Raw genomic sequence first — 25672 nt, 5'->3', positions numbered from 1 at the left:
CTCTATATAATCTCAAAAATAGAACTGGCCGCCGATGGCTGAGGACTATGCCCTGCGCGGGGAAGGGCTCCGTCGCGCCCTCGCCGACGCGGAACTGGCGCCGCTGCTGCCGGCGCTCGCGCACCTGACCGGCAACCTGTCGATCCTCGAGCCGTCGCTGCGGCCCGGTGACGTCTCACAGGTCATCGGCCAGGCGCCCCAAGGCGGCCTCGGGCCGGAGGAGCAGGACCGGGCGCGGCGGCTGGCCGAGGTGGTCATCACCCGCTGGGCCGACGCGGGCTGCCCGCCTCCGGCGCGGCCCACGCCCGAACAGCTGCTGGAGATCATGCGGTTCGTCGCCGGGCCGGTGGGCGCCGAGCAGCTTCCGCTGCTCTACCACCAGCTCGGCCTCCGTGAGGAGTTCGAGCCCACGGTGCCGGTGGAGGTGCCGGACGGGTTCCTCGCCGTGATCGTCGGCGCCGGGATGTCCGGCCTCATCGCCGCACACCACCTGCGGCAGGCGGGTGTGCCGTTCATCGTGTTCGAGCGCAACGACGACGTCGGCGGGGTCTGGCTGGAGAACACCTACCCCGGCGTGCGGCTCGACACCAGCAACTTCTGTTACAGCTACTCCTACGCCCAGGGCGAGGGCTGGGACGACTACTACTCGCCGGGCCTGGCCGTGCACCACTACCTGCGCGACGTGGCCCGCGAGCACGGGCTGTACGACGACATCCGGTTCGGCACCACGGTGGACTCGCTCACCTTCGACGAGACCGACTCGTCCTGGCTCGTCGAAACGACCGGCCGCGACGGCGAAAGCACCACACTGCGGGCCAACGTGGTGATCAGCGCGGTGGGACAGCTGAACAATCCCCGCTATCCGGATCTCGCCGGGCTTGCCTCGTTCGCCGGCCAGTCCTGGCACACCGCGCGCTGGAACCACGACGTGCCGCTGGCGGGCAAACGCGTCGCGGTGATCGGCACCGGGGCGAGCGCCTTCCAGGTGATCGGGCAGATCGCGCCCGAGGTGGAGCGGCTGACCATCTTCCAGCGCACCCCGCCGTGGGTGATGCCGACCCCGACCTACACCCGCAAGCTCAAACCCGGGCTGCGCTGGCTGTTCCGCGCGCTCCCGCTTTACCAGCAGTGGTACCGGTTCAACCAGTTCTGGGCGAACGTGGAGGGGCGCCGCCGGTTCGCGCTCGTCGACCCGGACTGGCAGCGGCCAGGCTCGGTCTCGCCGCACAACGGCGAGCTGCGGGACGCGTTGCTCGAACGGCTGGCGGAGACCTACGCCGGCCGGCCCGACCTGCTGGCGAAGATGACCCCGGACTATCCGCCCTACGCCAAGCGGATGCTGCGTGACGACGGCGCCTGGGCGTCGGCGCTCAAACAGGACAACGTCGAAGTCGTCACCGAGAAGGTGACCGAGGCCTATCCGGGCGGGCTGCGCACGGCGGACGGCACCGAGTACCCGGCCGACGTGATCATCTTCGGCACCGGGTTCACGGCCTCGGACTTCCTCGACGGCATCCGGGTCCGCGGGCGGGGCGGCGCGGATCTGCACGAGCAGTGGGGCCAGGACGCGCGGGCGCTCGGCGGGATCACCGTGCCCAACTTCCCCAATCTGTTCCTGCTCTACGGCCCCAACACCAACCTCGTGGTCAACGGCAGCATCGTCTTCTTCTCCGAAGCCGAGGTGGAGTTCGTGCTTTCGTGCCTGCGGCACCTGTTCGAGCAAGGGCTGCGCGCGCTGGAGCCGACCGAGGAGGCGCTGGCCGAGTTCTACGCCCGCGTGGACGCCGCGAGCGAGCGGATGGCGTTCGGGGTGGCCGGCGTGTCGAGCTGGTACAAGTCCTCCTCGGGCCGGGTCACCCAGAACTGGCCACTGTCCACTTTGGAGTTCTGGGAGCAGACGCGCGCACCGGACCCGAGCCGGTTCCGGATGTGGTGACCGTGCCGCGCCACGCCTACGATCCCGAGCTGGCCGCGGTCGCCGCGGCCGTCCCGGCCCTGGATCTCACCGATCCCGCCCGGGCACGGGCCGTGTCGCGTCCACCGGCCGGGGTGTCACCGGACGTCCGCTGGCGCGACGCCCACGCCGACGGCGTGCCGGTGCGGGTGTATCAGCCGCCCGGCGCGGGGCCCTGGCCCGTCGTGCTGCATTTCCACGCCGGGGGCTACGTCACGGGCTCGGTCGAGGGGAGTCACGCCCACTGCGCGTGGTTGAGCGCGGAGGTCGGCGCCGTGGTGGTGTCGGTGGAGTACCGGCTGGCTCCGGAATATCCGTTTCCGCACGCGTTCGACGACGGAATGACCGCGCTGGCCTGGGTGCACCGCGAGGCGGGCGCGCTGGGTGCCGACCCGGCGCGGGTCGCGGTGCACGGCCGCAGCGCCGGTGGCGGACTCGCCGCACGGACCGCTGTCGAAGCGCGCGATCGCGGGATTCCCGTTGCCTTCCAGTACCTGAACTGCCCGCAGCTCGATCCGGTCGCCGACGGGGCGAGCATGACGGATTTCCACGACACGGCGTTCCTCACGGCGGAGACCGTCCGCACCGCGTGGCGTCATTACCTGGGCCCGGACAATGGCCGGCCTGCCCCGCCGCTCGCGACGGTCTCGGCCGCGCACGTGCCCGACCTCGCCGGAGTGGCGCCCGCCTACCTCGCGGCCGCGGAGTTCGATCCGTTGCGGGATGAGGCGATCGCTTACGCGGGAAGGCTTCGAGCCGCGGGGGTGCCCGCGGAACTGCATCTGTTCCCCGGCACGTTCCACTGCTCCGCCGTCGTCGCCCGGTCGGCGGCGGTGTCGCGGCGGGAGCTGGCCGAGGAAGTGGCCGTGCTGCGGCAGGCCCTGGCCGGGGAGGCGCGATGAAGTGGTGGACCGGCGATCCGGGCGAGCCCGGGTACGACGTCGTGGTGGTCGGCTCGGGCGCGGCCGGGCTGGTCGCCGCCGCGGCCGCGGCGGCGCGCGGGCTGCGCGTGGCGGTGCTGGAGAAGACCGGGTTCCTCGGCGGAACCTCGTCCATCTCGGCCGGCACGGTGTGGGTCCCGGACAACGGGCTCGCCGGGGACGATCCCGTGGTGGCGCGCGACTATCTCGCCCGCCAGACCGGCAGCCCGCCGGGGGAGCCGATGTTGGACACCCTCGTCGGGCGGGGCCGGGACATGCTCGCGTTCGTCGCGGCGCGTTGTGGTCTCGTGTTCGACGCGGTGCCCGACTACCCGGACTACCGCCAGGACGTGCCGGGTGCCGCGGCGGGCGGGCGTTCCCTGCAGCCACGGCTGTTCGACGCATCGGTGCTCGGCGAGCTGCGCGCCGCGTTGCGTCCGGACGCCCTTCCGCCTTACACCATGCGCGAGTTCAAGGAATGGGGTTCCTGGGAGCGATTCCCGTGGACCGAGCTGGAGGAGCGGCGCGAACGCGGGATCGTCGCACGCGGCGGCGCGCTGATCGCGCCCTTGCTCGGTGGATGCCGGGATCTCGGCGTCACGCTCGTCACCGACGCGGCCGTGACCGGCATCGCGCGCACCGGCGAGGGATTTTCCTTGTCCGGCAACGATTTCACTCTGCACGCCCGGTCCGGCCTGATCCTGGCCAGCGGCGGGTTCGAATGGGATCCCGGGCTGCGCGCGGAACATTTCGGCGACCGGCTGGCGGCCACGTGCAGCCCGCCCGGGGCCAACACCGGCGACGGGCACCGGCTCGCCACCGGGCTCGGCGCGGCGCTGGGTGATCTCGGCGAGGCGTGGTGGGCGCCGATGGTCACTTCGCCCGAAGCCGTGCCCGGCGGCGTGGCCAAGGGCATCCTGATCCGGGTGGAGCGGCAGGGACCGGGGACGATCACCGTCGGCCGCGACGGGCGCCGGTTCGCGAACGAATCGCAGAACTACAACTCGTTCGTCCGCGCGGCTTTCGAGGCACGCGCGCCGCTTCCGATGTACCTGGTCTTCGATCACAGATTCTTCGCCCGCTACGGCTTTTTGCGGCGGAGCGTGGCCGAGGGGCCACCGCCGGGAGTGCGCAGCGGCGGGACGGTGGCCGAACTGGCGGCCGCGCTCGGCGTCGACGCGGCAGCGCTGGAGAAGACCGTGGCGGAGTTCAACGCGGACGCGGTGGCGGGCAAGGATCGTTTGTTCGGCCGTGGCGAAGACGCCTACGACCGGTACTCGGGTGACTCCGCGAACCCGTTCCCCAACCCGTGCCTCGCGCCGCTCGCGGAACCACCGTTCTACGGAATTCCTTTGGTGACAGGCGCCTTCGGCACCGCGGGCGGGGTGTGCACCGACCACCTCGCGCGTGCGCTGGACGAACGCGGCGAGATCGTGCCGGGGCTGGCGGCGGTGGGCAACGTGTCCCGGCATCCCATGGCACGGACATATCCCGGCGCGGGCGGAACACTGGGCCCGGCGATGACGATGGGTTTCGTCGCGGGATCCACTTCGGACACTTCCGAAAGGCAGGCTCGATGATGCGCGCCCCGCTGACCGACCCGGAGTTCTACGCCGGTGACCCGCACCCGGTCTACGCCTGGCTGCGGGCGGAAGAACCGGTGCACTGGTCCGAGCAAGGACAGTTCTGGGCACTGTCGAAGTACGAGGATGTCCGTGCCGCCGGCCGTGACCCGGAGCTGTTCTCCTCGGCAAGGGGAACCCTGCTCACGGACGGCCGGGCGCGAGACGCCGGCGGCCCGCACCCGCCGGGCGCCCGGCATCTGATGCGCAGCGACCCGCCGATGCACACCGACCTGCGCCGGATCGTCGCACGCTCGTTCACCCCGCGTGCCGTGACCGCGCTCGAGGACCGGGCCCGGATCATCGCCCGTGACCTGGTCGCGGAGATCGAACCGGAGTCCGAAGTGGACGTTGTCGCGGCGTTGTCCGCGCCGCTGACCACCTTCGTGATCGCCGAGCTGATGGGCGTGCCCCGCGACCGGTGGGCGGAGTTCTGGACCTGGACCGACAGCGCGATCCTGCAGGTCGACGCGGGCCGCGACGATCCGGCGCACGCGGCGAACGTGACCGCACTGCGCGAGTACTTCGCCGAGCTGTGCGAACGGCGCCGCCGGGAGCCGGGCGACGACGTGATCACGGATCTGGTCGCCGGCGGCCTCAACGAGCTCGATCTGCTGACCTACTGCAAGTTCCTGCTGGTCGCGGGCACCGAGACGACCCGGAACCTGATCAGCGGCGGCGTCGAGCTGCTCGCCGCGGACCCCGGTCAACGTCGTCTGCTCGCCGCGGATTCCGGGCTGCTGCCCGACGCCGTGGAGGAGATGCTCCGGTTCGTCAGTCCCGTGGTGGCCTTCTGCCGGACGGCGACCCGGGACACCGAGATCCGCGGCACGCGGATCGCCGCTGGTGACTACGTCGCGCTGCTCTACGCCAGCGCTAACCGGGACGAAGAGGTGTGGCGCGAACCCGGCCGGTTCGACGTCACCCGGCGGTCCCCGCGGCCGCACGTGGCGTTCGGGTTCGGGCCGCACGTCTGTCTCGGCGCGACGCTGGCCCGGATGGAGGCCAGGGTCGCGTTCGAGGAACTCCTGAAGGCCTACCCTGATTTCGCGCTCGCCGGGCCCGCGCGCCGCGGGCCCTCGACGCTGGTTTCGATGATTTCCGCGCTGCCGGTGGTGTTCGGATGAGGCCCCGGCGCGGGCAGCTCAGCGAGGAGGTGGCCGACCATGTGCGCGAGCTGATCATCAGCGGCAGGCTGCGCGCGGGCGAGTACATCCGGCAGGAGCGGATCGCCGACGAGCTGGGCCTGAGCGCGACCCCGGTCCGGGAGGGCCTGCTCGCCTTGAAGGGCGAGGGTTTCGTGGCCCTCAAACCCCGGCGCGGGTTCGTGGTTTCGCCGCTTTCGGCGGCCGACGTGGTCGATCTGTTCGCCGCGCAGGCGTTGCTCGCCGGCGAACTGGTCGCGCGCGCGGCGACGCGGATGGGCGAGGCGGACTTGGACCGGCTCACCGCGCTGCACGCCGAACTGCGCGAAGCGGCGGCCGTGCGCGACGGCGACCTGGTCGAGCGTCTCAACCACGAGTTCCACCGCTTCATCAACCTGGCCGCGGAGGCACCACGGCTGGCCTGGATGCTGTCCATCACCGCGAGGTTCGCGCCGCGCCGGTTCTTCGCGAGCATTCCCGGCTGGCCGCGCGCCTCGGCGCAGGACCACGCGACGATTCTGGCGGCACTGGCCGAAGGCGACAGCGAAGCCGCGCGCGAGGCGATGATCCGGCACATCGACAACGCCGGCGCGTTGCTGGCCGTCCATTTCGACTCGGCCCAGCTCGCCGCCGACGGCACCGGCTGAGGTTTTGCGAACGTTTCGCTTTCGTTTCCGTACCAACATTTCCACTGCGTTTCCCGGGCAGCCGGATCCTTGCCCGCCGATAGTCAATATTCTACATTTTGCAGTAAGTGGAATTTTCCCTTTTCCCCGCCCGCGAGCCTACGCGGTGCCGCAATATGGAGGTTCGTGCCGAATGAAACGTGTGGCCATGGCAGCGGGTGCCGTCTGCCTCGCCGTGTCACTGACTGCTTGTGGCACCGCGGCTTCCGGTGGTGGTTCCGGCCCCGTCGCGCCCGAGGTGACCATCACCCTGCCGACCCCGTCGGCCCCGGCGAGCGGAAAACCGCTGCGCATTTTCTTCTTCAACGAAGAAGGCGCGTCCGCGGTCGCCAGCTCCCCGGAAAGTTTCCAGGCCGCGCAGGCCGCGGTGGACTACGTGAACAAGAATCTCGGCGGGGTGCATGGCCGCCCGCTGGAAATAACGCACTGCACCACGCTGGGCACTCCGGAAAGCGTCACCAACTGCGCGAACAAGGCCGTCGACGCGAAACCCGACGTGGTGATCAAGGGCGTCGAGGTGGCCAGCGCGACGGCCGTGCCGATCCTCGCCGGCGCCGGGCTGCCGTATCTGACGCTGAACGCGGGCACCCCGGAGGAGCTGACCAACCCGGACTCGTTCGTGCTCTCCGCGGGCTTCGCCGCGCAGATGGCCCCGGTTGCCCAGTACGCCAAGGAAAAAGGGTACAAGAGCGTCGGGGCGATCTACACCAACGTGCCCTCGCTGAGCACCGCGCTCGACGGCACGGTGTCGAAGCTGTTCGCGCAGGAGGGACTGACCTATGTGTCCAGTCCCGTCGCGAGCACGACCGGTGACCTCACCCCGGCCTACAGTGCCCTCCTGGCCAAGAACGTGGACGCCGTGTTCGTGGTCACCAGCGCGGGCCAGTGCGCCGCGACCCTCAAAGCAAGGCAGTCGCTGGCCGACACGCACCCGCTGTTCATGTCCAGCAGCTGCAACGTGGCGAGCGTGCTGAGCACGGTCTCGCCCTCGGTCGTCGACGGCACCATCTTCGCCCTGCTCGACACCTCCGCGGTGGCGAGCGACAAGGACACCCAGACCTACCTCGCCGCGATGCACGCCTACGCGCCGACGGCCGACGTCGGTTCCTTCGCGCCGACCAGTTTCTCCGCGATCATGGACTTCTACCAGGCGATGCTGACCGCGGCGGATCCGCAGGCACTGGACGCCGCGTCGGTGAAGAAGACGCTGGAGTCGGCGGCGAACGTGCCGATGTTCATGGGCGGTGACAAGCAGTTCGGCTGCGGCACCACGTACTTCCCGAAGTCCCCTTCGGTCTGCACCGGCTGGGCGTTCCTGGCGTCCTATCAGGACGGCAAGTACCAGCTCGTCAACGCGTACAACTCGGCGGACCTGCTGCACGGGATCGCGTGAGGTCATGCAACAGCTGACATTCCTCATCCTCGGCCTCGGCAACGGCGCGATCCTCGCGGCGTTCGGGCTCAGCCTCGCGGTGTTCTACCGCAGTTCCGGCGTGGTCAACTTCGCCACCGGCGCGATCGGCATGTACGGCGCGTACACCTTCAACGGGCTGCGCTCGACGGGCACCCTGTTCAACCCGATTTTCGGGCTGCCGGCCGAAGTGCGCATCAGCGGGCCGATGAGTCCGTGGCTCGCGCTGCTGATCACCGCGGTCATCAGCGCGCTGCTGGGCCTGCTCTGTTACGGGCTGGTGTTCCGTCCGCTGCGGCACGCCAGGGCGCTGGCCAAGGCGGTCGCTTCGGTGGGAGTGCTGCTGATCCTCGAAGGCGTGGTGAGCCTGCGGGTCGGCACGAACCCGGTCGGGGTGCAGCCGCTGTTCCTCACCGGGACGCTCAAGCTGGGCGGGCTGCGGATCCCGACCGACCGGCTGTGGGCGGCTGGGCTCGCGCTGCTGCTGCTGGTCGCCGCGCTGGTGATCTACAACCGCACGCGCTTCGGCGTGGTCACGCGTGCCGTGGTCGAGTCGGAGAAGGGCAGCGTGATCGTCGGTGTTTCACCGGAGCGGGTCGCGCTGGCCAACTGGGCGCTCGGCTCGGCGATCGCGGGCCTGGGCGGTGCCGTGGTTTCGCCGCTGGTTCCGTTGACACCGTCGGGTTTCACACTGCTCGTCGTGCCCGCGCTGGCCGCCGCGCTGATCGGCAAGTTCAGTTCGATGGTGCCGATCGTGTTCTCCGGGCTGGTGCTCGGGATGCTGCAGTCCTACCTGAGCTTCCTGCACGGGCAGAACTGGTATCCGCAGTGGCTGGGCGACAGCGCCAACGACCTGCTGCCGCTGGTCGTGGTGCTGGTGGTGCTGCTCGTGCGGGGTTCGGCCCTGCCGGGCCGCGGCCTGCTGATCCTGGAGTCGTTGCCGGTCACCCGGCGGCCGCGGCACGTCGGGGTGACCGCGGTGGTGTCGCTGCTGCTCGGGCTCGTCGCGCTGTTCGCGCTGCAGGGCGGTTACCGCGCGGCACTGATCACCACCTTGGTGCTGGCGGTCATCGGACTGTCCTTTGTGGTCGTGACGGGCTACGTCGGGCAGATCTCGTTCGCGCAGTACAGCCTCGCCGGGGTTTCCGCCCTGCTGCTGGCCAGGATGACCACCGACTGGGGGATACCGTTTCCCTTGGCGCCCTTGCTTTCGGCGCTCGCCGCCGGGGTGGTCGGCGTGCTCGTCGGGCTGCCCGCGCTGCGGGTCCGCGGTGTGTACCTGGCGGTGGTGACGATCGCGATGGCGGTGGCGATCGAGTCGGTCTACTTCCGCAACAACGCGCTCAACGGCGGCACGAGCGGCGCGACGGTGAGCGGGCCGAAGCTGTTCGGCCTGGATCTGCGGATCGGCAGCGGCGACGCCTACCCGCGCGTGCAGTTCGGCATCTTCGTCCTGGTGGTGCTCGTGCTGACCGGGATCGCGGTGGCGAACCTGCGGCGCAGCAGGCTCGGCGCGCAGATGCTCGCGGTGCGCGCGAACGAGCGTTCCGCGGCGGCCAACGGGATCAACGTGGCACGGGTGAAGCTCGCCGGGTTCGGCATCGGCTCGTTCATCGCCGGGCTGGGCGGGGCGCTGCTGGGCTACCAGCAGACCGCGGTGTCCGGCGAGTCGTTCAGCACTCTGCCCTCGATCATGCTGTTCGGGGTCGCCTACATCTCCGGCATCACCACCGTCGCCGGGGCCGTCGTCGCCGGGCTCGCCGGCGCCAACGGGCTCGTGTTCGTGCTGATCGACCGGCAGCTGCCCTTCGGCGACTACTACCTGCTGATCACCGGGCTGCTGCTGGTACTGGCCACGATCCGGCATCCGGAGGGCATCGGCGGCGCGGTGCAGGAACCGTTGAAACGGCTGGCACGCAAGGCATTCAGACGGCCACGGCCGCCCGCGCCCGCCTTCGTCCCCGCCGAGGCCGAGTCGGAGCGGGTGGGCTGAATGAACGAACCATTGCTGACCGTGTCCGGGCTGACCGTGCGCTACGGCGGGGTGGTGGCGCTCGACGACGTCTCACTCAGGGTCCCGAAAGGCGCGATCGTCGGCCTGATCGGGCCCAACGGCGCGGGAAAGACCACGATGGTCGACGCGCTGACCGGCTTCGCCCGCTACACCGGTGAAGTCCGCTTCGCGGGCACCCGCCTCGACGGGCTGCCCGCACACCGGCGGGCCGCCCGCGGACTGGCGCGCACCTTCCAGTCCGCCGGGATCTTCGACGACCTGACCGTCGAGGAGAACATCCTCATCGGTGAACGTTCTGCGGCCCGCCGCTTTTCCACGCTGCGCGCGATTTTCGGCGGGCGCACGGAAAAGCCGCGGGCACAGACCCGCCGGATCATCGACCTGCTCGACCTCGGCGGTTCGCTGGAGGTCCCGGCGGGCGAGCTGAGCGAGGGGCACCGCAAGCTGGTCTCGGTCGCGCAGGCGCTGGCCGGCGGGCCGCAGCTGGTGCTGTTCGACGAACCGGCCGCGGGGCTGGACTCCACGGAAAGCGCGTGGCTGGGCCGGCAGCTGCGGGCGGTCAGCGAGTCCGGGGTCACCATCCTGCTCGTCGACCACGACATGGAGCTGGTGACCAGCGTGTGCGACGAGCTGGTGGTGCTGGACTTCGGCAAGGTGATCGCGGCGGGCCCGCCGCGGCAGGTGCTCGACGACCCCGGGGTGGTCGCCGCCTACCTCGGCAGTGTCACGACGGCGGGAGACGCGTGATGACCTCGATCCTGGCTTGTTCGGATCTGCACGCCGGTTACCAGAAGCGCCCGGTGGTGCGCGGGCTGAACCTCGAAGCCGCGCCAGGCGAGATCGTCGCGCTGCTGGGCGCCAACGGCGCGGGCAAGACGACGAGCCTGCTCACCATGGCGGGCCTGCTCCCGCCGGTCGGCGGTACGGTGACCGTCGCCGGGAAACCGGTCAACCACAACCGTCCCTACCTCGCGGCGCGTTCCGGCCTCGCGCTGGTGCCCGACGACAAATGCCTGTTCACCACGCTTTCGGTGGCACAGAACATTTCCTTCGGACGCCGGGGGAAGGCGGCGCTGAGCGAGGCGCTGTCGTACTTCCCGGCGCTGGAGAAGCGGGTGCGGCTGCCCGCGGGCGTGCTCTCGGGCGGTGAGCAGCAGATGCTCGCGCTCGCCCGCGCGCTCGTGGCCGGGCCGAAGGTGATGCTCATCGACGAGCTGAGCATGGGCCTGGCGCCGGTGATCGTGCAGGACATCCTCGGCGTGGTGCGGCGCATCGCCGACGACAAGGGCACCGCGGTCGTGCTGGTCGAGCAACACGTGGAGATGGCGTTGCGGATCGCCGACCGGGCCGTCGTGCTCGCGCACGGCGATGTGGTGCTCGAAGAGTCCGCGAGCGTGCTGCGCGAAGACCCCGGCCGGCTGCGGCAGGGCTATTTCGGGCGGACGGCGTGATGCTGACCGTCGAGACGGCGGCGGCCCTGCTGCGCCGCCGTGAACTGTCCAGTGTGGACTTGGTGCGGGCGGCGCTGGACCGGGCGGACGCCTTCGACGACCGCCTCGGCGCCTACGTCAGCCGGTTCGACGACGCGGCGCTCGCGGCGGCGAACCGGGCGGACGCGGACTTCGCGGCGGGCGTCGATCGCGGCCCGCTGCAGGGAATTCCGGTGGGCATCAAGGACAATCTGTTCACCACGGACGGCCCGACCACGGCGCAGACCCTCGTCAGGGACCCGTCGTGGGACACTCGCCCGGAAGCCACGGCGGTGTCCCGGCTCAAGGCCGCCGGTGCGGTGGTGCTGGGCAAGCTGACCCTCTCGGAGTTCGCGATCGGCCCGCCCGGGCCCGATGCGCCGTTTCCCCGGCCCCGCAACCCGTGGGACATCCGGTGCTGGCCGGGTGGTTCGAGTTCGGGCACCGGGGTCGCCGTCGCGGCCGGTTTCGTGCTGGCCGGTCTCGGCACGGACTCCGCGGGCAGTATCCGGATGCCGGCCGCGGCCTGCGGGATCTCGGGGCTGAAGCCCACGTTCGGCAGAGTTCCGGTCAGCGGGAGCGTCCCGCTCGCCGCGTCGCTCGACCACGTCGGCCCGATGGCGCGCACAGTGTGGGACTGCGCCGCGATGCTGCGAACGATCGCCGGGCACGACGGCGCCGACGCGACTTCGCTGCGCGAGCCGGTGCCGGACTACCTGGCCGAGCTCGCCGCGCCGCTGGGAAACCTGCGGGTCGGCGTGGTGCCGGTGGGCATGGCGCATTCCGCGGTGCCGGGCTTGTTCGACGACATGCTGACGGTGCTGCGCTCGCTCGGCCTGACCACCACGACCGTGGACCTGCCGGCGGAACAGGCGACGGTGGCCGCGACGAAGGTCATCCTGTCCGCGGAATCCTTTGAGACACACCGGAAAACGCTGGCGTCACGATGGCGGGACTACGGCCGCGCCACGCGGGTCCGGGTCGCGACCGGTGCCTTCGTCACCGACGCCGAACTGGACCGTGCCCGGCGCCGGCGTGCGGCGACGCGCGAACGCCTGGCCGGCCTCTTCCGTTCGGTGGATGTGGTGGCGTCGGTGACGATGCCGGTCCCGGCGCCGGAGTACGGGCCGGGGGAGCGGCTGGACCGCGAGCTCATCTCCGCGGCCGCCGCCACGGTGCGGTACTGGAGCTGCACCGGTTACCCGGCGCTGGCGATCCCGATGGGGTTCACCGCCGAGGGGTTGCCGTTGTCCCTTCAGCTCGCCGCGCCGCCGCTGCGCGAATCCGTCCTGTTCCGCGTCGGCGACGCGGTGCAGCGCGCCACCGACTGGCACCTGCGAGAACCACCGCTGCCCGAAGTCGCCGCGGCCCTGGCACGGGCGCGAATCGAGCCGGGAGACGACCTGGCCGCACTCGCGGCGGCCTACCAAGGCCATCGGGCGGACGCCGAGGCGCTGCGAAACGAGGAGGGGTGACGATGTCCCGGCTTGGTTGTTACGTCCTGCCCGGCGCGGCGCAGGACCCGAGGCGCGGACTCGGCGAAGCGCGGGCCGCCGAGGAGATGGGCCTGGACGCGGTCTGGATCGGCGAGCGCTACGACTCGAAGGACCTCGCCGCGCTGGCCGGGGCGATCGGCCAGGTCACCGGCCGGGTACGGATCGGTGCCGCGGTGACCCATCCGCTGCTGCGGCATCCGATGGTGCTCGCCTCGATGGGGCAGACCCTCCAGTCGCTGACCGGGGAGCGGTTCACCCTCGGGTTCGGCCGGTCGGCGATGTGGCGATGGAACGCCTACGGGGTGCCCGCGCCGACGCTGCGCTCGCTCGCCGACACCGCCGATGTGCTGCGCCGGCTGTGGGCGGGGGAGACCGTCGCCTACCGCGGCCCGCTCGGCGACTTCCCGCGGCTGCGCCTGCCGGTCGTGCTCGACCTCGCGCCGCCGCCGCTGTTGCTGGCCGCGGCCGGGCCGAAGACGATCGCGCTCGCCGGCCGCCATTTCGACGGCGTCATCCTGCATCCGGTGCTCACCCCGGACGCCGTGCGGCGATCCGCGAAGATCCTGCGAGAGGCGGCGGAACAGGCGGGCCGCGACCCCGGCACGGTGCGCTGCATCGCCACCGTACTCACCGCTCCCGGCGTGACCACGGAGGAAGCGGAGCTGGCGATACACGCCAGGGCGGCGGGTTACCTTTCCGTCGAAGGCCTCGGCGACGCGATCGTGCGCGCGAATGGCTGGAGCGAAAAGGATCTGGCCGCCTACCGGGCGCAGCCGGTACTCACCGCGCTCGACGGCCTTCCCGCCGACAAGCACCTCACCAGGCAGCAGCTGATCGGACTGTGTGCCGGGATGCCCGATGCGTGGCTGCCGTCGAGTTCGGCCGCGGGCACCGTCGGACAGGCAGCCCGTGACCTGGACAGGTTTTTCGAGGCAGGCGCGGACGAAGTGATCCTGCACGGCGTCGTCGGCGCGCGCCTCGGGCCGCTGGTACGGCACCGCGCCACAGCACCGGAAAGGAGCTGAACGTGTACACCAGCGAACGACTTTTCCTCGGCGGGGACTGGCGAACCCCGGCCGGCGGCGAACGGATCGAGGTGGTCTCGCCCGCCACCGAACAGCGCATCGGCCACGTGCCGGCGGCGGGGAAGGAGGACGTCGCGGCGGCGGTTTCCTACGCCCGCGAGGCGTTCGACCACGGCCCCTGGCCGCTGGCCGACGTGACCGAACGCGTCGCGATCGTCCGCGCGCTCGCGGACGCCATCGACTCGCGTACCGCCGAATTCGCCGACGTGCTGTGCGCGGAGCAAGGGCTGCCAAGGCATTCCCTGCCCGCGGGCCAGATCGCGAAGGCCGTCGGCGCATACCGGGCGTACGCGGAGATCGCCGAAGCGGAGCCCTGGGTGGACACCCGGCCGGGGACCGGCGGGCGCACACTGTCCGTCGGCCGGCTGCCGGTGGGTGTCGTGGCGGCGATCGTGCCATGGAACGCGCCGCTGTTCGTGGCGGCGATGAAACTCGCGCCCGCGCTGATCGCGGGCAACACGGTGATCCTCAAGCCACCACCGGAAACCCCGTTGCACACCACCCTGTTCGCCGACGCGGTGCGGGAGGCGGGCCTGCCGCCGGGCGTGCTGAACATCCTGCCCGCCGGTGCCGAGGCCGGCGAGCAGCTGGTCCGCCATCCCGGCGTGGACAAGGTGAGCTTCACCGGATCGACCACCGTGGGCAGGCAGGTCGGCGCGATCTGCGGGGCCGAGCTGAAGCGATGCACGCTGGAGCTGGGCGGAAAGTCCGCCGCGATCGTGCTCGAGGACTTCGAGCTCAGCCCCGCCGGAGCGCGGCAGCTGGTGGCGGGCGCGATGGTCAACGCCGGGCAGGTCTGCGCCGCGCAGACCCGGATCCTCGCCCCGCGCTCTCGGTACCGCGACCTCGTGGCGGCGGTGGCGGAGACGGCGGCCGCGCTGCCGGTCGGCGACCCACTCGACCCGGCGACCGTCATCGGCCCGCTGATTTCCGCGCGCCAGCGCACCCGCGTCGAGGGCTATATCGCCTCGGGCACACGCGAAGGCGCCTCGCTCGTGACCGGTGGCACCCGGCCGGACCTGGAGCGCGGCTTTTACGTGCGACCGACGGTTTTCGTCGACGTGACAGCCGCGATGACCATCGCCCGCGAGGAGATCTTCGGCCCCGTCGTGGCGATCCTGCCCTACGACACCGAGGACGAAGCGGTGGCGCTGGCCAACGACTCCGACTACGGCCTCGCCGGTGCGGTGTGGACAGGCGACGTCGAGCACGGCGCGGCCGTCGCCCGGCGCGTCCGGACCGGTTCGGTGTCGGTGAACTCGCCCGGCGCGCTGGACATCCGGGGCCCGTTCGGCGGCTTCAAACAATCCGGCTTCGGCCGCGAGGGCGGCCCGGAAGGACTGGCGGAATACACCGGGTACCAGACGATTCTGCTGCCCGCACAGGCATCGAGCTGAAGGAGCGCACGCATGACCGTACTCGTACTGGGCGGTTCCGGGCTCGTCGGCAGGCGGCTGGTGCGCCGGCTGGCGGACGAGGGCACGCCCGTGGTGGCGTGTGACGTGGTGGCCCCACCGTCACCGCACCCGGCCGGGGTGACCACCGCGATCGCCGACATCACGCGGCTGGACCAGATCCTGAGCCTGCTCGCCGAGCACGAAGTGACCTCGATCGCGCTGCTGTCCTACATCATGGGCCCGCTGATGTCCCCGCAGCACAAGGACATCCTGCTGGCCTGCCAGGTCAACGTGACCGGGGTGGCGACGGTGCTGGAGGCCGCGCGGCTGTCCGGGGTGAGCCGCGTGGTGTTCCTCAGCACCGTCGGCGTCTACGGGCCGCCTTCGCTCTACGGTGACCGCGCGGTCGCCGAGGACGAGCTGCTCGCCCCGGCGAGTATGTACGGCCGGATGAAAGCGCTCAACGAAACCATCTGCGACCGGTACTCGGCGCTCTACGGACTCGAAGCGGTGAAGGTGCGCCCCTCGTCGATCTTCGGGCCGGGCAGCACCATCTGGCCCTCCCGTTTCCTCGAACGGGTCGCGGTGGGAGAGACCGGGATCGTCCAATATGGACCGGACAGCCGGGACAACGTGATCGCCGTTGACGATCTCGCGGTGCTGCTGTCCACGTTGCTGAGCACGCCGGAGCCCCGTCACCGCACGTATCTGGCTTCGGGGCACAACGTGACGATGGGCGAGCTGGCGAAAATCGTGCAGGACCTGATGCCCGCGGCGGAACTGGAGTTCCCGACCCCGGACCGGCGCCCGACCTACCCGGAGCGGTTCGACAACAGCCGGGCCGTCGGCGAGTTCGGCTGGCAGGTGCTGAGCCTGCCGGACACCGTGCGCCGCTACCTCGACGCGGTGCGGGCCGAGGCCGGGCTCGAGCCGCTGGCATGACCGGCCCCGAACCGGTGGTGATCGCGAACGAGTTCGCCGCGGTACGGGTTTCGGTGGTCCAGCACGGCCGGCGGCTGGAGCTGGTCGACCTGGAAAGCGGCGCCTCGGTCACCCTGGACCCGTTGGACCTGCACAGTTTCTGCCACGCCGACGAGGACGCGCAATGTGCCTGGTTGCGCACCGACGTCTACCGCGGCGGCGCCGGATGACCGTGCGTGCGGCGGTGCTCTCGGCGCCACGGCGGATCGAGGTGACCTCGGTGGCCCCCGGCCCGCTGCCACCGGGCGGGGCGTGGATCGACGTCGAGGCGTGCGGACTGTGCGGCAGTGACTGGAGCTGGTACGCGGACAGGCCGATCGCCGCGCCGCTGGTGCCGGGCCACGAGATCGTGGGCCGGGTCGCCGAGGTGTGGGGCGAGCGCCCGGCGGGCGCGCCGCGGCCCGGCGACCGGGTGGCGCTGGAGGAGCGGGTGCCGTGCCGGTCCTGTGCCCTCTGCCGCTCCGGCCGCCACCGGCTGTGCCAGGCGTCGACCCGTTACGGCGCGACGAGTCTGGACACCCCGCCGGCGTTGTGGGGCGGCTTCGCCGAACGGGTCTACCTTGCCCCGGCCGCGAACGCGCACGCCGTTCCGTCCACTTTGGACGCCGAACTGGCCGTGCTGTTCATCCCGGTGTCCAACGGCCTGTCGTGGGTGTCGTCGGCGGCGGGCCTGCGCCCGGGGGAGTCCGTCGTGGTGCTCGGTGTCGGCCAGCACGGTCTGGCGACCGTAGCGGCGGCCCGCCGATGTGGGGCCGGCACGGTGGTCGCGGTCGGCCGTGCCGGGGACGAGGCGAGGCTGCGCGCCGCGCAGGCACTCGGCGCCGATACCGCTGTGGAAAGCGACCGGCTGGCCACCGTCGTGGGGCCGGGCAGCGTGGACGTCGTCGTCGACACGACGCCGGGGCCTGCCCGCACCCTGACGCAGGCGGTCGGACTGGCCGCGCCCGGTGGCCGCGTGGTGCTGGCCGGGCTGAAGGCGGGCGAGCCGAGCCCGGTCAGCACGGATGTGCTGGTGCGGCGGGAAATCACCGTCCGCGGGGTGGCCGCCAGGGAGAGCTGGGCCATCGGCGCCGCGCTGCGCTGGCTGCACGAGGAGCCCGGGCTGTTCGCCGCCTTCGGCTCGCTGACCTTCGGACTCGGCGAGGTCGAGCCCGCGTTGCTGGCGATCGGCGGCGAGACCGACGGCCCGCGGCCGGTCCATGCCGTACTCGCCATCGGATGACCAAGGAGAACAGATGCCCACAGTGGATCAGCTCGTCCGCGCGGATGCCGTGCACCGCGACATCTACCGCGATCCGGCCGTGTTCGAGCTGGAGATGACCCGGATCTTCAAGCGCACCTGGGTGTATCTGGCCCACGAGAGCGAGGTCGCCGAGCCGGGCGACTACGTGACCCGCACCGTCGGGCGCGAGCCGGTCGTACTCGTGCGCGGTGAGGACGGGGTGCTGCGCGCGGTGGTGAACCGTTGCCGCCACCGCGCCGCGCTGGTGTGTGAACACGAGACCGGCAACGCGAAGTCGTTCCGCTGCCAGTACCACGGCTGGACCTACCGCAACGACGGCAGGCTGATCGGCGTACCCCACCCCGAACGCCAGTCCGCGGATGTGCGGGAACGGCTCGGGCTCGCCGTCGTTCCGCGCGTGGAGTCCTACCGGGGCCTGGTCTTCGGCTCGTTCAACCCGGCGGTGTCCGGCCTCGCCGAACACCTCGGGCCCGCCGCACTCGGTTACATCGACCGGTTTCTCGACCACTGCGCCGGCCTGCCGCTCACCGCGCACCGGCAGGCCCACCGCATCACCATGCCCGCGAACTGGAAGCTCCAGCTGGAAAACGGACTCGACGGCTACCACGCGGGATTCACCCACCGGTCGTTCTTCGACGTGATGCGCCGCCGGACCGGGGCCAGCGTGCGCTTCGCCAGCGGCCTGCCCACCGCCACGGCCCGCGCCTTCCGCAACGGTCACACCGCCATCGATCCCGAGACGACGTCGCGGAAACCGTTGATCCAGCGGGTGTCCACACTCCCGGGAGCCGCGGCCAAGCTCGACGCGCTGCGGGCCCACGTCGGGCCGCAACGGTTCGACGAGTACGCCGGCGCCATCACCGGCGCGGGGATCAACGTCGGCATCTTCCCGAACCTGCAGCTGATCGGCATCCACCTCCGGCGGATCGAGCCGGTGTCGGTGGACCGGACGATCGTGTCGGTGCGGCCGTTGCTCGCAGTGGACGCGCCGCCCGAACTGAACTGGCTGCGGCTGCGCTACCACGAACTGTTCTACGGCCCGGCCGGCTTCGGCCAGCCCGACGACTTCGAGATGTTCGACCGCGTCGCCGCGGGCCTGGCCGACAGCGAGGACGGGTGGCTCCGCTTCGAGCGCGGGCACGGCGCGGAAACCGAGACCGAGGACGGTGAGACCATCGTGGGCAACGTGACCGACGAAATCCCGCAACGCGGCCAGTACCGGCAATGGCGGGCCCTGCTGGCCGGGGAGACGGCATGACCGGCACCGTCGTGGACCCCGGTGTGCTCGCCCGGTTCGTCTACACCGAAGCCGAACTGCTCGACCAGCGGCGGTTCGACGAGTGGACGGAGCTGTTCGCCGAGGACGCGGTGTACTGGCTGCCGATGGACCCGGACCAGGCCGACCCGGGTGCCGGGCTGAACCTGGTGTTCGACGACCGGCCGCGGCTGCTCGACCGGGTCGCGCGGACCACCAGCGGGCTCGCGTTTTCCGAAGAACCGCACAGCCGCACCAGCCACCTGATCGGCAACGTCCGGGTCCTGGACCCGGCCGAGTACGGGCCGGTCGTGGCCGGGTCGGCGGTGGCCGAAGGGGAGCACGTGGTGACCGCGCGCTGCGTGATCGGACGCAACCGGCGCGGGCGCACGGACTCCTTCCACGCGCGCCTCGCGTGGATCCTGCGCCCGGTGGGGGAGACCTTCGAGATCGTGCTCAAGCGAGTCGATCTGCTCGACGCGGCCGACCCGCTGCCGGTACTCACCTTCCTGGTCTAGGTATCGAAGACGACGACGGGTTTGACGGCGCGCCCCTCCCGCAGGGCGTCCATCGCGTCGTTGAGCCCGTCGGCGGGGAACGTGCTGAGCAGGGCCTCCACCGGGAAGCGCCCCGCCGCCCACAGGTCCAGCAGCAGCGGGATGAAGACCTGCGGCACCGAATCCCCTTCCACGACACCGCGAATCCGGCGGCCGACGACGAGATCCCGTAGCGGCAGGCCCACTTCGGTGCCCGCGGGGCCGGAACCGATCAGGCAGGTGGTCCCGGTGTTGTGCGTCGCCGCGACCGCGGTGCGGATCACGTCGGGCCGGCCCGTGGTGTCGATGGCGCAGTCGAACCCGGCGAGGGCGCCGCCGTCCGCGAGCACCTGATGCGCACCCAGCGCGGTGGCCAGCTCCCGCCGCTCCGCGACCGGTTCGACGACGGCGATCCTGCTCGCCCCGGCGACACCGGCCGCCAGCACCGCGCTGAGCCCCACCGTGCCACCGCCGAACACCGCGATGCGGGCGCCGGGGCGGGCCTTCAGCGTGTTCAGCACCGCCCCCGCACCCGTCTGGACGCCGCAGCCGAGCGGGGCGGCCACCTCGAACGGCACCCCGTCCGGCACCGGAACCAGGTTGCGTGCCTTCGTCAGGGCGTGGTCCGCGAAACAGGACTGGCCGAAGAACCCACCGGTGACCGGGTCGCCTTCCCCGGTCCGCAAGCGGGCCGGTGCGCCACCGCCGAACCCGGTGTTGAGCGGCCGGAAGGAGTCGCAATAGGACGGTCGGCCGAGGTGGCACGACGGGCAGGAACCGCACGAGGAGAACGAGATCGCCACCCGGCCGCCCGGTTCGTGGCCGGTCACCTCCGCCCCGGTCGCGACCACCACGCCCGCGCCCTCGTGCCCCGCGATCAGCGGGAAGGTCCCGGGCCTGCTGCCGTTGGTGTATGCGAGATCGGTCCGGCACACGCCCGCCGCGGCCACCCGCACCAGCACCTCGTCCGGGCGCAGTTCGTCGAGCCACAGCGGCATTCGCGTCAGCGCGGCGCCCGGGGTCTCGGCGACCCAGGCGTCGATCACGGGCAACATCAGTGCCGGTCCCACACGACTTCGAGCGCCAGGGGGCCGCGGACCAGTGCCGTGCGCATCTTGATGGTCGCACCGGGCGCGAGCCGGTAGTCCGGGACGCGGCGCAGGACCTCCTCGGCGGCGATCCGCATCTCGAGCCGGGCCAGGTGCTCGCCGAGGCAGCGGTGACGCCCGTAACCGAACGCCACGTGCGGCGGCCGGTCCGTCCTCAATGGATCGAAGCTGTCGGGGTCGGGATAGCGCCGGTGGTCGCGGTTGGCCGAGCCGTACATCAGCAGCACCCGGTCGCCGGGGCACAGCCGCGTGTCCTCCACGGCGGTCTCCTCGGTCACCGTGCGGGACAACGCGAACAGCGGTGCCTCGAAGCGCAGCGACTCCTCGACGATCTTGTCGAGCAGGCCGGGCTCGGTGCGGGCCCTGGCGCGCAGATCCGGGTGCTCCATCAGATGCCGCAGCAGGTTGCCGATCCCGCTGACCGTGGTGTCGTGCCCGGCCACCAGAATCAGCTGCGCCATCCCGTACTTGATGGTGTCGGCTACGTCAGCGCCATCGATACTCACCTGCGCGATGGCGGTGAGCAGGTCGTCGCGGGGCTCGCGCTTGCGCCGGTCGACCTCGCTGACGAGCAGTTCGTACAGTTTCGCGGCGAACGTGGCCCGCGTTTCGGTGTCACCGACGTGCGAGGCCGCCTCCATGCCGTCGACCCATTCGGCGAACTCACCCCACAGCTGCCGGTCCAGGCCCAGCACCAAAGCGATCACGATGCACGGCACGGGCGCGGCAAGCTCCTCGACGAGGTCGGCGTGGCCGCGCCCGGCGAAGGCCTCGACATGCTCCACGACGACATCGCGGATCGCGTCCTCCAGTCCCGCGACGGCCGCCGGTGTGAAGTAGGGCAGCAGTGCCCTGCGGTATCCCTTGTGCTCCGGCGGATCCGTGGTCAGCGGTACCGAGGCGGCCGGCAGGCCCAGCGCGGGGATCGTCACGCCCTGGCGCGTGGTGTAGTGCTCGTGGTCGTGTGCGGCGTGCACCACGTCGGCATAGCGGGTGAACGCCCAGAAGCCGTCGTGCTTTTCACTGCGGAGCACCGGGCATCGTGCCCGCTCGACCGCGAGTGTCGCGTAGATGTCCTGTGCCGCAACAGGATCGGTGTGGTCGAAGTCGGGCATCGCCGGGCCTTTCGAAGCAGGCTGAATCGAACCTTCCCGATAAACTCTAGTGTTTTTCCCGGATTTCCCGGCGGATCGAAAGGGAGTGGACATACTTCCGTGCCTGTTGACAGGGGCGAAACACGCGGCTAACGTTTTTGGTAGAGCAATATTCATTTTGTTATATCAAAAAGTTTCGGCGAAAATGACAGCAAAGGCGCGTCATGGTTGAGGCGAAAGCATTCGATTTGACCGGCCGGGTCGCGATCGTCACCGGTGCCGCCAGCGGGATCGGCCGCGCGTGTGCGCAGGTGCTCGCCGAAGCCGGCGCACGGGTCGTCGGCGCCGACGTGACCGGCGGTCCGTCCGTTGCCCGGGTGGACGTCAGTTCCGCCGAGCAGGTCGAGGCGCTGGTCCGGGACGTGCACCAGGAGCACGGCAGGCTCGACATCATGTGCAACAACGCGGGCGTCATGCACGACGGCTCCGTGCTGGAGACCACCGACGAGGAGCTGGACCGGGTACTGGCGATCAACTTCAAGGGCGTCTTCCACGGCTGCCGGGCCGCCGCGCGCGTGATGACGCGCCAGGGGCACGGCACCATCGTCAACACCGCGTCCAGCGTCATCGACACCCCGGCGCCCGGCACCGCGTGTTACGCGTCCTCGAAGGCGGCGGTGGTGCAGCTGACCAAGACGCTGGCGATCGAGCTCGCGCCACAAGGGATCCGGGTCAACGCGGTGGCGCCGGGCCTGGTGCACACCGGGATCACCGACCGGCACTTCCGCCGGCCGGACGGGTCGCTCGACGCGGAGCAGCGCACGCGGAAGCTGACCGAGATGGCCGCGCTGGTCCCGTTGGGACGCGTCGGCGAGCCCGTCGAGATCGCTCAAGCCGTGTGGTATCTCGCTTCGGACGCGGCCGGGTTCGTGACCGGGCAGGTGCTGCGCGCCAACGGCGGGGCGGCGATGCCGTGACCGTCGAACTGGACGGGACATGCCTGCGGCCCGAGGGCCTGGCCGGTGGTTCGCGCGCCATCGAAACGGTGCTCACGGAGCTTCGCCGCGGCCGTGCGGTGTACTTGCGCGACGGCGAACGTGGTGGCTGTTTCGTTGCGGCCGCACGGGAAATCACCGCCACGACGGCGGAGCTGATGAGCCGCAGCACCACCGGAATGCTGTGCGTCGCGCTTTCCGCGGAACGGGCCGGCGAACTGGGTGTCCACCCGTCGGCGGCTCCGGCTTCGGCGGACGTCAAAGCGGGAACGACGAGCGGGATGTCCCTCGGTGACCGCGTCCGGACGGTGCGGGCGTTGGCCGACCCCGCGACCGGTGCGGCCGACTTTTCCTGGCCTGGCCACGTTTTCCTGCTGCGCGCGCACAGTGGTGGAGTGCTGCGCCGGGCCGGTTCCGCCGAGGCGGCGGTCGACCTTTGCCGCCTGGCCGGGTTGCCGGGGGTCGCGGCGCTGGCCGACGCCGCCGACGCCGGCTTGGTGTCGGTGACCCATGACGACGTCCTGGACCACCGGCTCGCCGCGGAGCAACTGGTGCGCAGGGAAGCGGCCGCGCGGATTCCCACCGAGCACGGGCAGTTCACCGCGGTCGGTTATCGCTCGCTCATCGACGACAGCGAACACGTGGCCCTGGTCCTCGGCGATGTCGACCAGCGCGCGGAATCCGCCACGGCCGCGCCGGTGCTCACCCATGTGCACGTCGAATGTCTCACCGGGGACGTGTTCGGCTCGGCGCGCTGCGATTGCAGTCGCCGGCTGCGGCAGGCGATGGCGCAGGTCGGTGCCGCCGGCCGGGGTGTGGTCGTCTACCTGCGGTCGAGCGAAGGCCCGGCGCCGCACGGTGAGGCGCCCGCCGGCGATCGCCTCGGAACCGTTGTCAGCAGCCAGATTCTGCGTGACCTCGGGGTGTCCCGGACCGAGCTGCCGACAGACGGCGTGCCGCCGGCCGGGTTCGCGCCTCATCACTCATTCAGGTAATTTTCGCTCACCTGTTCGTAACTTCTCGATAGAATCGCCCCGTGACTATCAACTGGGGATCCCTTACAGCCGGCCAGGCACTGAAGTGCCTCGCCGCCGCTCAGCGCGAAATGTGTGCCGCACAGGCGAAAATGGTCCGGGCGATGGCCCGGCTGAACCAGATCCGGCGACGAGATCCCACCGTGGCCGACGAAATAGCCCTCGAGTTGCACATCACGCGGAACGCGGCCGCGTCCCAGCTTGCCCTGGCGGGCGCGCTGGTGACCCGGCTTCCCCGTGTCCTGGCCGAAATCGAGGCCGGGACCATCGATCTGCACAAGGCGGCCAAGGTGCATGCGGTCAGTTCGGCGCTGTCCGACGAGAAGTGCCGCAAGCTGGATGCCCTGCTGGCGCCCCGGCTGGCCCGCCGGGACGCCACCCAGATCCGGCGGGCTGCCCGTGACCTCGTGCACCGGATCGACCCCGACGGTTCCGCCGAACGCGCGGCGAGACGCCGGGAGGATCGCAAGGTTCAGATCGTGCACGAGGACGACGCGATGGCGACGCTGGTGGCGTATCTGCCCGCCGAGACCGCGGCCGCGAGCTACAGCCGCATCGATGCCATGGCCCGGCGGCGCAGGAAAAACGGTGACGTGCGCACCCTGGACCAACTCAGGGCCGACACACTGTCCGGTCTGCTGCTGGGGAAGTCACACAGCGACGTACTGGGCACGGTCTTCCTGCACGTCCCGATCGGCACCGCGCTGGGCGTCACCGAGCACGGCGCGGTGCTGGAAGGGCACGGGCCCATTCCGGGGACGATCGCCAGGGAAATCCTGAACAACCCGAACAGTGTCTGGAAAAAGGTACTCACCGACCCCGCCTCCGGCGCGGTCCTGGACGTGGGTCGCAGAACACGACGCCCTCCGGCCGCCGTGCGGGACTTCGTGCGCGCCCGGGATCGGGAATGCGGCGTCGCGCACTGCCACCGGCCCGCTCACCACGCTCAACTGGACCACGCGCAACGCTGGCGCCACCGCGGCCGCACCAGCACCGCGAACCTACACGCGCTCTGCGCCCACCACAACCGGCTCCGCGAAAAACCACGCTGGGACGTCCTTTTCAGCCACGCCACCGGCGAAACCACGATCACCAGCCCCGCCGGGCGCAGCCACCACGACCGGCCCGAACCACTCCACCACCCCGTGCCGGGGCCCGTCGAAAACAACGACGAACCCCGCCGGAAAGCCGCGTGACGCCCGGCCACCTCAAGCGGATTCCGCGGGCAACCCGGCAACGGTGGCGAAGCCGCCCTGGAAAAACAGCAGCGGCCCCTCGCCCTGCGCGGACACGGCGAGGTCCAACACCTCGGCGACGACAAGACAATGGTCCCCGGCGGGATGCACGGCCGCCACCCGGCAGTCCACCCACGCCAGCGCACCGGCGATCACGGGGCTCCCGGTCGCGGTGCTCGGCGCCCAGCCGACATCGCGGAACTTGTCGGCACCGCTGATCGCGAAACGGCGGCAAAGGTCTTCCTGGCCGGCGGCCAGGATGCTGGCGCAGAACCGCCCGTGCCGCTCGATCCTCGGCCAGGTCCGGGAACTCAGCGACACACCGAACGAGATCAACTGCGGTTCCAGGGACAACGAAGCGAAGGACTGCACGGAAAGCCCGACGGGCGCGCCGTCGCAGCAGGCGGCGATGATCGCGACGCCCGACGCGAAGTGGCTCAGGGTCGTGCGGAAGTCCGGGGTGTTCCGCATCGTGTTCACCGCCCGGTGAGGTCCTGGATCTCGTCGCCCAGCGGGCGCCGCCAGATCCCCTCGACGACCCGTTCCTGAATCAGCCAGCCGTCCTCGCCGCGGGCCACGTCGTCGAGGTACCGGACGCCGATCACGAAGTCCCCGCCGTCGGCGTTGCCGAGGTGGAAGGCGATGCCGTACGTCGTCAGGCGTCCCTTGTCGCCGCTGACCTCGGCGAGCTGGTTGCCGAAGAAGTGCATGGTGGTCCGAAAAGACTCGACCGCGCCACGCAAGGAGGCGATGTATTCCGGGTACGGCCCGGAGAACGTCGTGCCGCGCACCTGGGCCGCGGGCGAGAAACACGAGTCGACCGCCGCCCAGTCCCGCGCGTCGATCCCGTGTGCGTATCGTTTCGCGAGATCCTCGATCCGCAGCCGGTCCGTCGCCTCGTCGCTCATGTCCTTGCCTCCCAGTGCAAACGTTTCCCGTCTTTCCCGAGCGTAGGTGCCCGCGCCTTTCAGGTTTCTTTCCGCTGCACTCA

At 70.9% G+C, this 25672-nt stretch carries 24 protein-coding genes; 20 read left to right on the top strand and 4 right to left on the bottom strand.

The window, feature by feature from the left end; genetic code table 11:
• Window positions 1-34: 34 nt before the first annotated feature.
• The 17 genes from VHD82_RS02690 to VHD82_RS02610 all read left to right on the top strand — a co-directional run bounded on the left by VHD82_RS02690 (window position 35) and on the right by VHD82_RS02610 (window position 19196).
• A complete protein-coding gene (locus tag VHD82_RS02690) occupies window positions 35-1936 on the top strand; it encodes an NAD(P)/FAD-dependent oxidoreductase (protein WP_325696579.1) in 1902 nt (633 codons plus the stop codon).
• A complete protein-coding gene (locus VHD82_RS02685; protein WP_325696577.1) occupies window positions 1933-2856 on the top strand; it encodes an alpha/beta hydrolase in 924 nt (307 codons plus the stop codon). Before VHD82_RS02690 ends, VHD82_RS02685 begins: the two co-directional genes overlap by 4 nt.
• A complete protein-coding gene (locus VHD82_RS02680; protein ID WP_325696575.1) occupies window positions 2853-4454 on the top strand; it encodes an FAD-dependent oxidoreductase in 1602 nt (533 codons plus the stop codon). Before VHD82_RS02685 ends, VHD82_RS02680 begins: the two co-directional genes overlap by 4 nt.
• Window positions 4451-5623: a cytochrome P450 gene (locus tag VHD82_RS02675; protein ID WP_325696574.1), complete on the top strand. Its 1173-nt coding sequence runs from the start codon at window positions 4451-4453 to the stop codon at window positions 5621-5623. The genes VHD82_RS02680 and VHD82_RS02675 overlap by 4 nt, the downstream gene beginning before the upstream one ends.
• Complete coding sequence (locus VHD82_RS02670) at window positions 5620-6288, top strand: GntR family transcriptional regulator (RefSeq protein WP_325696573.1); 669 nt, start codon at window positions 5620-5622, stop codon at window positions 6286-6288. The genes VHD82_RS02675 and VHD82_RS02670 overlap by 4 nt, the downstream gene beginning before the upstream one ends.
• A 187-nt stretch (window positions 6289-6475) precedes the next feature.
• The gene (locus VHD82_RS02665; RefSeq protein ID WP_325696572.1) at window positions 6476-7720 is read left to right on the top strand and encodes an ABC transporter substrate-binding protein; all 1245 of its coding nucleotides are present in this window, start codon (window positions 6476-6478) and stop codon (window positions 7718-7720) included.
• A 4-nt stretch (window positions 7721-7724) separates the two neighbouring features.
• Window positions 7725-9731 (top strand): ABC transporter permease, encoded by a 2007-nt coding sequence (locus tag VHD82_RS02660; protein WP_325696570.1) that lies wholly within the window; start codon window positions 7725-7727, stop codon window positions 9729-9731.
• A complete protein-coding gene (locus tag VHD82_RS02655; RefSeq protein WP_325696568.1) occupies window positions 9732-10499 on the top strand; it encodes an ABC transporter ATP-binding protein in 768 nt (255 codons plus the stop codon).
• Window positions 10499-11203 (top strand): ABC transporter ATP-binding protein, encoded by a 705-nt coding sequence (locus VHD82_RS02650; protein ID WP_325696566.1) that lies wholly within the window; start codon window positions 10499-10501, stop codon window positions 11201-11203. The genes VHD82_RS02655 and VHD82_RS02650 overlap by 1 nt, the downstream gene beginning before the upstream one ends.
• Window positions 11203-12696: an amidase gene (locus VHD82_RS02645; protein WP_325696564.1), complete on the top strand. Its 1494-nt coding sequence runs from the start codon at window positions 11203-11205 to the stop codon at window positions 12694-12696. The genes VHD82_RS02650 and VHD82_RS02645 overlap by 1 nt, the downstream gene beginning before the upstream one ends.
• Window positions 12697-12698: 2 nt before the next feature.
• Window positions 12699-13742 carry a TIGR03857 family LLM class F420-dependent oxidoreductase gene (locus tag VHD82_RS02640; RefSeq protein WP_325696561.1) on the top strand — a complete coding sequence of 348 codons (1044 nt, stop codon included), beginning with the start codon at window positions 12699-12701 and terminating at the stop codon, window positions 13740-13742.
• Between the two features lie 2 nt (window positions 13743-13744).
• On the top strand, window positions 13745-15199 hold the full coding sequence (locus VHD82_RS02635) for an aldehyde dehydrogenase (RefSeq protein ID WP_325696559.1): 1455 nt from the start codon (window positions 13745-13747) through the stop codon (window positions 15197-15199).
• Window positions 15200-15211: 12 nt separating this feature from the next.
• Window positions 15212-16141 (top strand): NAD(P)-dependent oxidoreductase, encoded by a 930-nt coding sequence (locus VHD82_RS02630; protein WP_325696557.1) that lies wholly within the window; start codon window positions 15212-15214, stop codon window positions 16139-16141.
• Window positions 16138-16350 carry a hypothetical protein gene (locus VHD82_RS02625; protein ID WP_325696555.1) on the top strand — a complete coding sequence of 71 codons (213 nt, stop codon included), beginning with the start codon at window positions 16138-16140 and terminating at the stop codon, window positions 16348-16350. The genes VHD82_RS02630 and VHD82_RS02625 overlap by 4 nt, the downstream gene beginning before the upstream one ends.
• Entirely contained in the window at window positions 16347-17402 is a 1056-nt protein-coding gene (locus VHD82_RS02620; protein ID WP_325696554.1) for a zinc-dependent alcohol dehydrogenase, read from the top strand. The genes VHD82_RS02625 and VHD82_RS02620 overlap by 4 nt, the downstream gene beginning before the upstream one ends.
• 13 nt (window positions 17403-17415) lie before the next feature.
• Window positions 17416-18681: an aromatic ring-hydroxylating oxygenase subunit alpha gene (locus VHD82_RS02615; RefSeq protein WP_325696552.1), complete on the top strand. Its 1266-nt coding sequence runs from the start codon at window positions 17416-17418 to the stop codon at window positions 18679-18681.
• Entirely contained in the window at window positions 18678-19196 is a 519-nt protein-coding gene (locus VHD82_RS02610) for an aromatic-ring-hydroxylating dioxygenase subunit beta (RefSeq protein ID WP_325696551.1), read from the top strand. The genes VHD82_RS02615 and VHD82_RS02610 overlap by 4 nt, the downstream gene beginning before the upstream one ends.
• Here the strand turns inward: VHD82_RS02610 and VHD82_RS02605 are convergent.
• Window positions 19193-20269, bottom strand: coding sequence for an NAD(P)-dependent alcohol dehydrogenase (locus VHD82_RS02605; protein ID WP_325696549.1), 1077 nt, complete (start codon window positions 20267-20269; stop codon window positions 19193-19195). The two genes, VHD82_RS02610 and VHD82_RS02605, sit on opposite strands and share 4 nt — an antisense overlap.
• Window positions 20269-21438, bottom strand: a complete 1170-nt coding sequence (locus VHD82_RS02600; protein ID WP_325696547.1) for a cytochrome P450 — start codon at window positions 21436-21438, stop codon at window positions 20269-20271. The genes VHD82_RS02605 and VHD82_RS02600 overlap by 1 nt, the downstream gene beginning before the upstream one ends.
• Before the next feature lie 203 nt (window positions 21439-21641).
• Between VHD82_RS02600 and VHD82_RS02595 the strand changes: the two genes are divergently transcribed.
• From VHD82_RS02595 to VHD82_RS02585, 3 genes are read left to right on the top strand one after another with little or no spacing between them, the layout of a single operon-like run.
• Complete coding sequence (locus tag VHD82_RS02595) at window positions 21642-22394, top strand: SDR family NAD(P)-dependent oxidoreductase (protein WP_325696545.1); 753 nt, start codon at window positions 21642-21644, stop codon at window positions 22392-22394.
• Window positions 22391-23407: a 3,4-dihydroxy-2-butanone-4-phosphate synthase gene (locus VHD82_RS02590; protein ID WP_325696543.1), complete on the top strand. Its 1017-nt coding sequence runs from the start codon at window positions 22391-22393 to the stop codon at window positions 23405-23407. Before VHD82_RS02595 ends, VHD82_RS02590 begins: the two co-directional genes overlap by 4 nt.
• Before the next feature lie 41 nt (window positions 23408-23448).
• Window positions 23449-24642, top strand: a complete 1194-nt coding sequence (locus tag VHD82_RS02585; RefSeq protein WP_325696541.1) for an HNH endonuclease — start codon at window positions 23449-23451, stop codon at window positions 24640-24642.
• Between the two features lie 12 nt (window positions 24643-24654).
• Here VHD82_RS02585 and VHD82_RS02580 read toward each other — a convergent pair whose 3' ends face one another.
• On the bottom strand, window positions 24655-25152 hold the full coding sequence (locus tag VHD82_RS02580; protein WP_325696538.1) for a flavin reductase family protein: 498 nt from the start codon (window positions 25150-25152) through the stop codon (window positions 24655-24657).
• Between the two features lie 5 nt (window positions 25153-25157).
• Window positions 25158-25589 carry a nuclear transport factor 2 family protein gene (locus tag VHD82_RS02575; protein ID WP_325696536.1) on the bottom strand — a complete coding sequence of 144 codons (432 nt, stop codon included), beginning with the start codon at window positions 25587-25589 and terminating at the stop codon, window positions 25158-25160.
• Window positions 25590-25672: the final 83 nt, after the last annotated feature.

It is taken from the genome of Amycolatopsis sp. (genome assembly GCF_035546795.1).
Taxonomy (GTDB): domain Bacteria; phylum Actinomycetota; class Actinomycetes; order Mycobacteriales; family Pseudonocardiaceae; genus Amycolatopsis_E.
This window is presented reverse-complemented; position numbering and strand designations above follow the sequence as displayed.